Source organism: Desulfuromonadaceae bacterium (assembly GCA_019429445.1).
In the GTDB taxonomy this organism is placed as follows: domain Bacteria; phylum Desulfobacterota; class Desulfuromonadia; order Desulfuromonadales; family JAHYIW01; genus JAHYIW01.
This window is the reverse complement of sequence record JAHYIW010000003.1, coordinates 133,346-145,715: the sequence shown is the minus strand read 5'-3', so window position 1 is coordinate 145,715 and position 12,370 is coordinate 133,346. Positions and strand designations below refer to the sequence as shown.

Genomic DNA, 12,370 nt, shown 5'->3' with positions numbered 1-12,370 from the left:
ATCCCCTGAATCCGGAAATAACCATTAATCTTGTTTTCCAGGGCGAGCGCCGGCAGAGCCACTGCCAACATCACCGCACATGTCACTGCAATCTTCAGATACCTGCTCACATTTGCCTCCTATCGATTAAAGAAATTTGGGTACGCCGCGCCCTTGCAGCGCACCAAGTTGAGACAGATTTATGATCCGTCCGCTGTAAATTCGTAACCACACACAGGACATTTTACCTGCATGGTCCTTGAACAGGCGGTCAATGATGTCAGCAACAACACCACCAGAACAAGGCCCCAAAACCTTCCCATCCAGTTACCTCCTTTCGTCACGCGGCAAAACATCCCTCACGCTAGATCAAGCTGTGATCCTGTCAGCAGATACAACTTTAATGCCAAACGTGAAACCCTGTTATCGATCGACACCAGGCGCTGCCAGGACTCTAACTGGCTGAAACGATTGTTTTTAGATTAAAGGCAACAACTGTGTCGGTGTTGCTCCAGTGTCGCTTACTTGCCACCAACAAACAAACATTCATTTTCTTTCGACACAGTTTAAGGATTCTGCGCTGAATGTCAACATTTTAAGCGCTGCTAAACTGCTTTTTGCTTGCCACCGCGCGTCTTGCTTTGCAGCGCTGGAGCCGATGGCAACAATCACCCTCAGACCACAGCAAACATTTCTACCGGCTGGTGCTTAGTATAAAATTTTAGAACGCTGTGTCAAGACAAAAGTTAACCTTCTGGATTTAATGTTTTATTCACCATTCAATATACTGTTATTACACAGTTATTTTTATTATAATTTCGTTAGTTTTTGTTTTAAAATTATTTACCTGCGGGTTGACAAAGCTCGGTCAGAACCCCTCCGCTGGCCTGGGGATGCAAAAAGGCGATGCTTGCCCCGTGCGCACCGAGGCGCGGGACTGCATCGACGAGGCGCACTCCGGCGGCCTTGAGTCGCGCCAGTTCAGCCGCCAGATCGGCGACCTCATACGCCACATGATGAATGCCGGAGCCATTCTTTGCCAGGAATCTGGCGACCGGGGAATTCTCGTCGGTCGGCTCCAGCAGTTCGATGCGACTTTCTCCAACAACAAAAAACGCGACGCGAACTTTTTGCTCTGCAACGACTTCGGTTCCCTCAAACGCCATGCCGAGGATATCCCGATAGTAAGGGGTCGCTGCCTCAATACTCGCCACGGCAATGCCGAGGTGACTGATTTTTTTCGTCATGGTAAACTCTCCGGGGTGTGCAGTTAAGTTTTCTGGTTATGCACTTGACTCAAGTAGTGCTTCAACATGCCAAGGAGTGACATCCCTGTCGCAACTCCTTTGATGGTAGATAGCAGACCCTTCGCGGCTGAAAGCCGCTCCCACAGGGACTGGGCTGCGATAATGATTGTTGTGGGAGCGATATCCCTGTCGCGAATGGGTCGCGCCTGAAGGCAACTCCTGCAAGAAATTCCCGTGAGGAATAACCTGCCCCCCTGATGGTGGCCTATCACTGGGGCGAAGTGCATAAAATTTTAATGTCGTTTAAACACGTCCAGCAGGCGCCGCGCGGCCGCGCTCGGCGTGGTTGTTCCCTGTGCCACTGCGGTCTGTACCGCACCAAGCATTGCGGCAACTTTCGGGTCACGCAGAAAGAGGTCCTTGAGATCATTGATCAGCAATGTCCACATCCAGTCGGTATTTTGCAAGCGCCGTTTTTTTTCAAACTCGCCGCTGGCGGTCATCACCTCCCGGTAAGCCAGCACCTGTTCCCAGGCGGCAGCGATGCCGTCACCATGAAGCGCGCTGCACAGCAATGTCGGCACCGGCCAGTTGGCACTCTTTGGCCTGAGCATATGCAGGGCGTTGGCATATTGCTGACGCGCCAGTTCCGCACGCGGGCGATTATCCCCCTCGGCCTTGTTGATGACAATGGCGTCAGCGATTTCCATCACCCCCTTCTTGATCCCCTGCAATTCGTCTCCGGCGTTGGCCAGTTGCAGCAGCATGAAGAAGTCAACCATCGATGCAACGGTGATTTCCGACTGCCCGACACCCACTGTTTCGACAATGATCACGTCGTACCCGGCGGCCTCACAAACCAGCATCGTTTCGCGCGTTTTGCGGGCGACGCCGCCCAGATTATCTCCCGAGGGGGAGGGCCGGATAAAGGCATTTGGATCGCGTGACAGCTCTTCCATGCGGGTCTTGTCGCCAAGGATGCTCCCCCCCGATAATTGCGAAGAGGGGTCGACCGCCAGAATCGCCACTTTATGGCCGCGTCCGGTCAGATCCAGGCCGAGGGCTTCGATGAAAGTACTTTTACCCACGCCCGGCACACCGGAGATGCCGACCCGAAACGATTTTCCGGTGTGGGGAAGCAAGTCGTCGAGCAGGGTGGTCGCGGCAACCGAGTGATCAATGTTGCGACTTTCGATGAGGGTGATCGCTTTGGCCAGAGCGCGGATATTTCCCTGCTGGACGCCTGCGGCAATCTCGTGGAGTTTGATCACGGAGTGTTCCCTTGCGAAGTGATTGTTTATTTGCGACCGACATTCTAGCAATTGGGCCGGTGTCGCGCAACCGGCATCTGGCGCCGGACAAAGCAAAAACGGCGGGCCCGAAGACCCGCCGTTTTCAGCCTTGGGCTGTCATCGTCAACGCTTCTCCTCGATGGCATCGAGCGTTTCACCGGCGGAAACGATGATCGGCGTACCGGGACCGAAGATGCGCGCGGCACCGGCGGCGTACAGTTGATCGTAATCCTGGCGCGGGATAACCCCGCCGCAGACCACCGCGATGTCATCGGCACCGAGCTTCTGCAGTGCGGCGATCAGTTGCGGCACCAGCGTCTTGTGCCCGGCGGCCAGACTCGATACCCCGACGACGTGGACATCGTTCTCCACCGCCATTTTGGCGGCTTCTTCAGGGGTCTGGAAGAGCGGGCCGACATCAACATCGAACCCGGCGTCGGCGTAGGCGGTCGCCACCACCTTGGCCCCGCGATCGTGACCGTCCTGCCCCATCTTGGCCACCAGAATACGCGGGCGACGCCCCTCTTTGGCGGCAAATTGATCGATACGCGCTTGCAGCGCACTGAAATCTTCGTCGTTGTTCACCACCGATCCATAGACTCCTGAAACCAGTTTGATCTCGGCCTTGTGACGACCGAATTTCACTTCCATCGCATCGGAAATTTCACCGACGGTGGCCCGGCAGCGGGCCGCCTCGACGCACAGATTGAGCAGATTGTCGTCAGTATCGCATGCGGCGGTGATTGCCGCAAGTGCCGCCTGACACGCCGCTGCGTCGCGCCCGGCGCGGATCTTGTTGATGCGGGCGATTTGCGATTCACGGACGGCGCTGTTGTCGATGTCCAGCACCTCAATCGGATCTTCCTTGGCCAACTTGTATTTGTTGACGCCGACAATGACGTCGCGACCGCTGTCAATCGCTGCCTGCTTCCTGGCTGCTGACTCCTCAATGCGCAACTTCGGCATTCCCGATTCGATCGCCTTGGTCATGCCGCCGAGCCCCTCGATTTCGGCAAGAATTGCGGTTGCCTCGTCGATCAGCGCGGCGGTCAGTGATTCTACATAGTAGGAACCGCCGAGCGGATCAACCACGTTGCAGATTCCGGTTTCTTCCTGAATCACCAGCTGGGTATTGCGTGCAATCCGTGCCGAATGATCGGTCGGCAGGGCAATCGCCTCGTCCAGTGCATTGGTGTGCAACGACTGGGTGCCACCGAGGACCGCCGCCAACGCTTCAAGGGTGGTGCGGATGACGTTATTGTACGGATCCTGTTCGGTCAACGACCACCCCGAGGTCTGGCAGTGGGTGCGCAGCATCGACGATTTCGGATTTTGGGGATTGAACTGCGCCATCAGTCTGGCCCACAGAAAGCGCGCGGCACGCAGCTTGGCGGCTTCCATGAAGAAGTTCATACCGACGCCAAAGAAGAATGACAGACGCGGCGCAAAGGCGTCGACATCAAGCCCCTTGGCGATTGCGGTACGCACATATTCAATACCGTCGGCCAGGGTAAAGGCGAGCTCCAGCGCGTTGTTGGCTCCGGCTTCCTGAATATGATAACCGGAGATCGAGATCGAATTGAACTTCGGCATCTTCTGGCTGGTGTATTCGATGATGTCGGCAATGATACGCATCGACGGCGCGGGGGGGTAGATGTAGGTGTTGCGCACCATGAATTCCTTGAGGATATCGTTCTGGATCGTTCCTGCCAGCTGTTCCTGCTTGACCCCCGCTTCCTCGGCGGCAACGATGTAGTTGGCCAGAATCGGCAATACCGCACCGTTCATCGTCATCGACACCGACACCTTGTCGAGGGGAATGTCACCAAAAAGGATCTTCATGTCCTCCACCGAATCGATGGCGACTCCGGCCTTGCCAACATCACCGACGACCCGCGGATGATCGGAATCGTAGCCGCGATGTGTCGCGAGGTCAAATGCGACCGACAATCCCTGTTGACCGGCGGCAAGATTGCGTTTGTAAAAGGCGTTCGATTCTTCGGCGGTGGAGAATCCGGCGTACTGCCGCACCGTCCAGGGACGCCCGGCATACATCGTCGCCATCGGTCCGCGCACAAACGGCGCCAGCCCCGGCAAGGTGTCGGCAGTCGTCAACCCGGCGGTGTCAGCCTGGGTGTACAACGGCTTGACGGTAATCCCTTCCGGGGTTTGCCAGTTCAGACCGGACAAGTCGTCACTCTTTTTTTCCTTTTTCGCCTGTTTTTCCCACTCGCCCAGCGTTGGTTTGCTAAATTCATTCATAAATAGATTCCTTTGAGACGCTGCGCAGTGTTATCCCGGTGGCACTACCGCAGCAAAAAGATGTCCATCAAACGAGGGCCGACCTGACCGGCGATCCTCTCAATACGCATGATCTGATTCAGCGGGTCACAACCGCAAGCACCTGCACCTCGCCACTGTCACGAGAAAGAAGTCGATGTTTGAGGGTGGCGTCGAAATAAACAGCATCCCCCTCATCGAGTGCAATGCGCTCATCTTCGAGCAGAACTTCCGCCTTGCCCTTGATGATCAACAGAAACTCCTCTCCTTCGTGATTGTAGAGTGTTTCTTCCCCGGCGCGCTCCGAGATGGAGAGTAAAAACGGTTCCATTTTTTTGTTACGTTTACGGAAAGAAAGCGCCTCATAGGTGTAGCCGTGTCCGGTTCCGGCTTTGGAGATGACGCGGCTGACCACCCGCCGTTCGCCGCGACGCACCACTTCGTACTTGCATTCAACTTCTTCTTCTTCAAAAAACATCCCGATCTTGACGTCAAAAAACCGGGCGATTTTTGACAGCGTGGCAATCGGCGGTGAAACATTGTTATTTTCTATCTGCGAAATCAGCGCGGGGGAAAAACCGGTCTCACGCGCCACATCTTGCAGCGTTAATTTGCGCGCTTTGCGCAACTGCTTGATTTTTGCTCCAATCTTATACTCCACAATCGTATCTCCATTTAGAATAAGGTTTTACAGTTTGCAGGATATAGCGGAAAGAGCGCAGCTTGTCAACGAATTTTTACCGATGATAAAAGGCCTTTATCTAAACTAAAGGTAACTGTTCAGCTCTTCTGTAGGAGCGGCTTTAGCCGCGAACCATCGCGCCTGAAGGCGACCCCTACAGCGTCATTCCGGCAAGATTTCAGCCGGAATCCAGGGTTTTCAAGGTTGAACGTCTGGATCCCCGACAGGATCACTCGGGGATGACGACCCTTGGACGGGCAGGTAAATAGTTACAACTAAAGCTTTCTGTCACAGGGAAAAGGTTCGCGACAAACGGCGTCAAAGCGGTTTGAAGTTCGCGGCAAAATATTTTTCATTTGTCGTTCTTTAAATCACAGTCTGTGCTACAATGTCCGATTATTGATCTTGAAAAAGGATAACTCAGATGGGTAAAGATGTCTTTGTCGACAACCTTCCGTTCGAAACCACTGAAGATGAATTACGTACGCTCTTCACGGTTGCCGGAACGGTCGGTAAAATCCACTTGCAGAGCGACCCCCGTAGCGGCAAGTTCAAGGGGTGCGGGTTTGTGAAAATGGCCAATGCGGCCCAGGCTAAAGAAGCGATCACCGTCCTCGACGGTGCCCTGTTGCACAACCGGCTGATTGCAGTCAGCGCGGTGCGTGCCAAGCAGCCCCCCGCAAGCGAACCCGCGGCGGCGATGGCACCTCCACCAAAGCGCAAAACGCCGCGCCGACGCTGAATTCTACCAACTCTCGCCCCCTTTTACCGGGCATTCACACGAAAGTACAAAATTCCATGAGCGAAGAAATTTCCCTGACATTTGATGACCTCGGACTCCCCCCTGCACTGCTCAAGGTGGTGCGCGAAGTCGGCTACGAGACCCCTACACCGATCCAGGCACAGAGCATTCCGCCACTGCTGGCCGGACGCGACCTGATGGGCGAAGCACAAACCGGCACCGGCAAAACGGCCGCCTTTGCCTTGCCACTGCTGAGTCGTCTCGACCCGAAACTGAAGTACCCGCAAATTCTTGTTTTGACGCCGACCCGGGAGCTCGCTTTGCAGGTTGCCGAGGCGATGCAGACCTACGCCCGTCACCTGAAAGGCTTTCAGGTACTGCCGGTCTACGGCGGGCAGAACATGGTTCAGCAACTGCGCCAGTTGAGTCGTGGTGTGCAAGCCGTGGTCGGCACCCCCGGCCGGGTGCAGGATCACCTGCGCCGTGGCACCCTGAAACTCGACCGGATCAGCTGTGTGGTTCTTGACGAGGCGGACGAAATGCTGCGCATGGGGTTCATTGATGATGTTGACGAGATTCTCCGTCACGCTCCGCCAGAACGCCAGACCGCACTTTTTTCGGCAACGATGCCGCGCGAAGTGTTACGCGTCGCGCGCAAACACCTCCGCGATCCGGTGGAGATCCGCATCCAGAGTAAAACCTCAACCGTGATGACGATTGAACAGCGCTTCTGGCAAGTCAAGGGGCTGCACAAGCTAGATGCCCTGACCCGGATCCTGGAGGCCGAGGAACTTGAAGCGATGATCGTCTTCGTCCGCACCAAACTGGCGACCATTGAACTGGCGGAGAAGCTTGAAGCACGGGGATTTTCGAGTGCCCCGCTCAACGGTGACATGACCCAGGCGCTGCGTGAGAAAACCGTCGCGCGCCTCAAAAATGGTTCCCTCGACATTGTTGTCGCCACCGATGTCGCCGCTCGCGGCCTGGACGTCAAGCGCATCAGCCACGTCGTCAACTATGACATCCCCTACGACACCGAGGCTTACGTCCACCGTATTGGCCGTACCGGCCGGGCGGGACGACCGGGAAAGGCCATTCTCTTCGTCGCCCCGCGAGAAAAACGGATGCTGGCAGCGATTGAGCAGGCCACCCGCCAGCCGATCAAAGCCATGTCCCTGCCCAGCCGTTCGGACATTACCAACCGGCGCGTCAGTCTGTTCAAGGAGCAGGTTGCCGAGGCCATGGAAGCGCAGGATCTGGAGTTCTTTGAAGAGTTGATCGACGCTTATCAGAGCGAATACGATGTCGGTCACCGCCGGATTGCCGCGACCCTTGCCTATTTGCTGCAGAAAGAGCGCCCGCTGCAACCGGAAGAACTTCCGGCGGAAAGCCTCCAGGCTGAGCCGGAGCATAAAGGATCGACTGGACGCAACGCGCAACGTCCTCCCGATCAGGGGATGCAGCGCTATCGCATCGCAGTTGGTCGCGCCCACGGTATTGAACCACGCCACATCGTCGGCGCGTTCAGCAACGAAGGGAACATCGACAGTCGCGGTATCGGCCAAATATCGCTCAGCGATACGTTCAGCCTCATCGATCTGCCCGCTGATCTGACCGCGGAAACAATCAAAAATCTCGGAGAAATCCGCATTTGCGGACGCCCCACGCGTCTCATTGTTGACAGCGGCCCAGCTCCTGAGCAGGGGAGCGGCGGACGCAACAAGTTTCCCTCCCGCCGCCCCTTCGGTAAATCGAGCGGCAAGAAACCGCCCTTCAACCGGCGCGGTTGAAAACCCTCACCAGCGGTAACTATTCAGCTACCCGTCCAAGGGTCGTCATCCCCGAGTGATCCTGTCGGGGATTCAGACTTTCAACCCTGAAAATCTGGATTCCGGCTAAAATCATGCAGGAATGACGCTGTAGGAGTCGCCTTCAGGCGCGATGGTTCGCGGCTAAAGCCGCTCCTACAGAAGAGCTGAACAGTTACGTTCTCTTTTTATTTCGAGGAGTACCGATGCAGCCTGCTGAACAATTGATTCCCCACGAATGTGATGTCGTCATTATCGGCGCCGGAGCGGGAGGGTTGACTGCCGCGGCCCTTCTTGCCCGCGCCGGTCTGCGCACCGTTACCCTGGAGATGGACAGCCAGGTCGGCGGTTATCTCGCCGGGTTCCGGCGCAACGGCTTCACCTTCAGCTCTTCGATTGAATGGCTCAATCAATGTGGCCCCGGTGGCTACGTCAACAACCTGTTCCGCTACCTCGGCGAGGATATCCCGTCGTTTCCGCCGATGCAGCGCATTCGCCGTTTTAAAAACGCCGCAGGGGAGTATCTGCTGACCACCAACCCCGATGAACTGCGCGATGCTTTGATCCGCGACTTTCCGGCAGATGCGTCCGGGATCACCCGTTTGTTTGCCGAAGCGAAACGGCTCGGGGCACGTCTTGCCCAGCTCGATGGTCGCACGGTTTCCGCCGAGGCCATGGCCCCGCTGGAGCGCGCCGTACATGGTCTGAAAATGTTGTGGTGGGCGCTGCCGGTGATTCCCTTTATCCGCATGCCCATTGAAAAAGGGTTACGACGTTACTTCAGTAATACCGCCGGTCAACGAATTTTCGGCAGTCACGACACGATGATGTCAGTGGTCGTTTCGATCGCCTGGGCTTACGCCGACAACTTTCAGAACTGCCCGGTCGGGGGGAGTCAGGCGATTGCCGACTGGCTGCACGACCGGATTGAGCACTTCGGTGCAAAGGTTCATCTGCGCCAGCGGGTGGCACGGATCGAGCTGAACCGCCGCAACGAGGCGTGTGGTGTTACCTTGGAAGATGGCCGCACTATCGCCGCCCGCTACGTCATCGCCGCTTGCGATCTGGAAAATCTTTACGAACAGATGCTCCCCGCTGCCGCGATTCCGGCCAAGCTGAAGGCAGAACTGCGCAACGCTGATCTCTATCATTCCAATCTGAGTATTTTTCTCGGCCTCGATTGCAGTCCTGCCGCCTTCGGACTCGGGGAAGAAGCGATCAACTTGTCGCGCAACGATATCCGCCGCGAAGAACATTTCAACGGCGATCCGCACACCACGGCAATCGTCGTCATGGCTCCATCAATTCAGGACCCGACCCTCGCCCCTCCCGGCAAGGGAACGCTGACGCTGCATTGCCCGGCGTTTCTCGACTACCAGAACAACTGGCGCACCGGCAAGGGATTTGAGCGCGGCCCCGCCTACCGGGCACTCAAGGAAGAATTCGCCGATATTCTGATCGACCGCGTTGCCGCGACCTTGATCCCTGCCCTGCGTGACCACATTGAAGTGAAAGAGATCTGCACCCCGGTCACCTATTGGCGCTATACCGGGAACGCCCGCGGCAGTTTTTCCGGCACCAAGCCGACCAGCAAGAATATCCGCGCCAAGGTTGCACACCACCGCACCCCGGTCAAAAAACTGTTGATCGGCGGACACTGCGGCGAATATGGCGGCGGGGTGCCGATTGCAATCAAATCAGGGGCGAATGCGGCGCTGATGGTCTTGCAGGAGTTTGATCCGCAGGCGGCAAAAGAATTGAAACAAGTGATGAACAAACGCCGGTAATGTGCCCTGAGTTCGATTTTTCCGGCTACAACTGTCCGTAAATCTCCGGGCGGCGATCGGCGAAGCAGCGGATTTGCGCACGATATTCTGCCATCTCGGCAAAGTCGAAAGTGGCGATCAGCTCGGTGTCGACCGCTCCGCCTTCGGCAAGGACTTCACCGCGCGGGGCGATCAGCATGCTCATCCCGAAAAAATCGAGTTTACCCTGGACCCCGCAACAGTTACAGGCGGCAACAAAAAGCTGGTTTTCTATCGCCCGGGCACGCAACAGCGTGCGCCAGTGTTCCTGACGGGGTTTCGGCCACTCGGCGGGAAGACAGAGGATTTCAGCCCCTTCGAGCGCCATTTTACGGAAAAACTCCGGAAAACGCAGATCATAACAGATGGCGATGCCCAGCCGTCCGACGGAACTGTCAACGATCAGCATGCTATCCCCGGCAGCGAGAAAACGGTCTTCCCCCATCGTCGAAAAAAGGTGCAGTTTGCTGTATGTCCCCGTCACGCGTCCCCGGTCGATGACATAGGCGGTGTTGAAGACCTTCCCCGCGACCCTGGTCGGCAGACTGCCGACAATAACCAGCCCCAGCCGGGCGCTGTCTGCGACGAGACGTTCGATAATCTCCGGGGTACGCTCCGCCAGTTCCGGCAGGTGCCGGTAATCATAACCGGTACTCCACATCTCCGGCAGTACCGCAAGTTGCGCGCCCTTGGCGGCGACCCGCGCGAGTCCGGCGAGGGCGAGAGCGAGGTTGGCATCAACGTCACCGAGTTTGATATTGAACTGGACTGCAGCCGCGGTTATTTTTTCATTCATAATTCCCTCTTATAGAACACGGTTATACTTGACTCATTGTCCGCTAAATGATAAGAATTGCGACATTTAATGAGTGTCCTCTGCCTTGCCAGCACTGTAATATATGCAGCGGTGTCGGGCAACAACCGAAATCGATTTCGACAAAGAGCAGTCCCAGTCAAGGGTTCAGATTCAATGATATTGCTGCTTACTCTAATGTATTTATGACCGTAAAGCAAAGGAGAGATTGTGAAAAAACTTTTACTGGTACTCACCACGATTTTCGCCACCGCACTCCCCGCGCTGGCCAGCAGCGGCGGTGAACCCGCTGCATTTATCAACCTCACCGGAACGGCACTGGGGATCTTTGCCCTGATTCTGTTTGTCGCCGCGTACTCCCTGGTTATTTTCGAAGAGCAATTGCATCTGCGCAAAAGCAAACCGGTGATGCTGGCCGCCGGGTTGATCTGGGTGCTGGTCGCCTTTGCCTATGCGGCGCTGGGGGACACCCACACACCGCACGAGGCGATCAAGCATAATGTGATCGAATATGCCGAACTCTTCCTTTTTTTACTGGCGGCAATGACCTATATCAACGCCATGGACGAGCGCAACGTCTTCCAGGCGCTGCGCTCCTGCCTGGTCAGTCGCGGCTTCACCCTGCGCACCGTCTTCTGGGTCACCGGCCTGCTGGCATTTCTGATCTCGCCGCTGGCCGACAACCTGACCACCGCCCTGCTGATGGGCGCGGTGGTGATGGCGGTAGGCGGGAACAACAAAAAGTTTGTCATTGTCGCCTGTATCAACGTGGTCGTCGGTGCCAACGCCGGAGGGGCGTTTTCACCGTTCGGCGATATTACCACCCTGATGGTCTGGCAAAAGGGGAAAGTTGAATTCATCGAGTTCTTCGCTATCTTCTTCCCCTCGTTGATCAACTGGATTATTCCGGCGGCGATCATGAGCATGACGGTCAGCAAGGAGCGTCCCGAAGCGATGGCCGAGGCGATCGTCATGAAGCTTGGGGCCAAACGGGTTATTGCCCTCTTTATGTGCACCATCGTGACGGCCGTGTCGTTCCACAACTTTCTCAATCTCCCCCCCGCAGCGGGGATGATGCTCGGTCTCGGTTACCTCGGCTTCTTTTCCTACTATCTTAAGATCAAGGAGAATCTGCTGAACAAAGGTGGTGATCAGCCGCTCGATATTATCGGGCACAATCCGGACGAGCACCAACCACCGGCAGCGACCGGGCACGGCCATGGCACCCCTTCCGGTTTTGATCTGTTCCGCAAGATTGCCCGTGCCGAGTGGGACACCTTGCTCTTCTTCTACGGCGTTGTTCTCTGTGTCGGCGGTCTCGGCCAGTTCGGTTACCTGGCGGTGACCTCCAAGTTCATGTACTTCGACCTCGGCCCGACCACCGCCAATGTGCTGGTCGGACTCCTTTCGGCGATTGTCGACAATATCCCGGTGATGTTTGCCGTGCTGACGATGGACCCGGTCATGTCGCACGGCCAATGGTTGCTGGTGACCCTGACCGCCGGGGTTGGCGGCAGCATGCTGTCGATCGGCTCTGCCGCCGGGGTGGCGCTGATGGGGGCCGCGCGGGGGGTCTACACCTTCGGCAATCACCTCAAGTGGAGCTGGGCGGTGGCGCTCGGTTATGCCGCCAGCATCGTGGTACACATGTGGCTGAATGCGCGCTATTTTCACTAACTGACTTACCCTGTACAGGGAAGCGACCGGCGGGGAGCCAACTC

The 12,370-nt window shown here is 56.6% G+C and carries 9 protein-coding genes; 4 read left to right on the top strand and 5 right to left on the bottom strand.

The window, feature by feature from the left end; all coding sequences use genetic code 11:
• Positions 1-818: 818 nt before the first annotated feature.
• The 4 genes from mce to K0A93_02105 all read right to left on the bottom strand — a co-directional run bounded on the left by mce (position 819) and on the right by K0A93_02105 (position 5,462).
• Positions 819-1,226, bottom strand: a complete 408-nt coding sequence (gene mce / locus K0A93_02120) for a methylmalonyl-CoA epimerase (GenBank protein ID MBW6510900.1) — start codon at positions 1,224-1,226, stop codon at positions 819-821.
• Positions 1,227-1,519: 293 nt separating this feature from the next.
• On the bottom strand, positions 1,520-2,494 hold the full coding sequence (gene meaB / locus K0A93_02115) for a methylmalonyl Co-A mutase-associated GTPase MeaB (GenBank protein ID MBW6510899.1): 975 nt from the start codon (positions 2,492-2,494) through the stop codon (positions 1,520-1,522).
• Positions 2,495-2,641: 147 nt separating this feature from the next.
• Positions 2,642-4,780 carry a methylmalonyl-CoA mutase gene (gene scpA / locus K0A93_02110; protein ID MBW6510898.1) on the bottom strand — a complete coding sequence of 713 codons (2,139 nt, stop codon included), beginning with the start codon at positions 4,778-4,780 and terminating at the stop codon, positions 2,642-2,644.
• Positions 4,781-4,898: 118 nt separating this feature from the next.
• Positions 4,899-5,462 carry an XRE family transcriptional regulator gene (locus K0A93_02105; protein ID MBW6510897.1) on the bottom strand — a complete coding sequence of 188 codons (564 nt, stop codon included), beginning with the start codon at positions 5,460-5,462 and terminating at the stop codon, positions 4,899-4,901.
• Positions 5,463-5,904: 442 nt separating this feature from the next.
• Between K0A93_02105 and K0A93_02100 the strand changes: the two genes are divergently transcribed.
• From K0A93_02100 to K0A93_02090, 3 genes are all read left to right on the top strand, one after another.
• Positions 5,905-6,222, top strand: coding sequence for an RNA-binding protein (locus tag K0A93_02100; protein ID MBW6510896.1), 318 nt, complete (start codon positions 5,905-5,907; stop codon positions 6,220-6,222).
• A gap of 56 nt (positions 6,223-6,278) precedes the next feature.
• Positions 6,279-8,012 (top strand): DEAD/DEAH box helicase, encoded by a 1,734-nt coding sequence (locus tag K0A93_02095; protein ID MBW6510895.1) that lies wholly within the window; start codon positions 6,279-6,281, stop codon positions 8,010-8,012.
• Between the two features lie 224 nt (positions 8,013-8,236).
• Positions 8,237-9,817: an FAD-dependent oxidoreductase gene (locus K0A93_02090; GenBank protein ID MBW6510894.1), complete on the top strand. Its 1,581-nt coding sequence runs from the start codon at positions 8,237-8,239 to the stop codon at positions 9,815-9,817.
• A 25-nt stretch (positions 9,818-9,842) separates the two neighbouring features.
• Here the strand turns inward: K0A93_02090 and K0A93_02085 are convergent, their stop codons facing one another.
• Entirely contained in the window at positions 9,843-10,631 is a 789-nt protein-coding gene (locus K0A93_02085) for a carbon-nitrogen family hydrolase (protein ID MBW6510893.1), read from the bottom strand.
• A 243-nt stretch (positions 10,632-10,874) separates the two neighbouring features.
• On the opposite strand from K0A93_02085, the gene nhaD reads away from it, so the two are divergent.
• Positions 10,875-12,326, top strand: a complete 1,452-nt coding sequence (nhaD, locus tag K0A93_02080) for a sodium:proton antiporter NhaD (GenBank protein ID MBW6510892.1) — start codon at positions 10,875-10,877, stop codon at positions 12,324-12,326.
• Positions 12,327-12,370: the final 44 nt, after the last annotated feature.

Excerpts from the sequence above, each read along its gene's own strand:
- K0A93_02085 (MBW6510893.1), bottom strand. The coding sequence starts at position 10,631 with ATGAATGAAAAAATAACCGCGGCTGCAGTCCAGTTCAATATCAAACTC.
- mce (MBW6510900.1), bottom strand. The coding sequence starts at position 1,226 with ATGACGAAAAAAATCAGTCACCTCGGCATTGCCGTGGCGAGTATTGAG.
- K0A93_02095 (MBW6510895.1), top strand. The coding sequence starts at position 6,279 with ATGAGCGAAGAAATTTCCCTGACATTTGATGACCTCGGACTCCCCCCT.
- K0A93_02090 (MBW6510894.1), top strand. The coding sequence starts at position 8,237 with ATGCAGCCTGCTGAACAATTGATTCCCCACGAATGTGATGTCGTCATT.
- K0A93_02100 (MBW6510896.1), top strand. The coding sequence starts at position 5,905 with ATGGGTAAAGATGTCTTTGTCGACAACCTTCCGTTCGAAACCACTGAA.
- scpA (MBW6510898.1), bottom strand. The coding sequence starts at position 4,780 with ATGAATGAATTTAGCAAACCAACGCTGGGCGAGTGGGAAAAACAGGCG.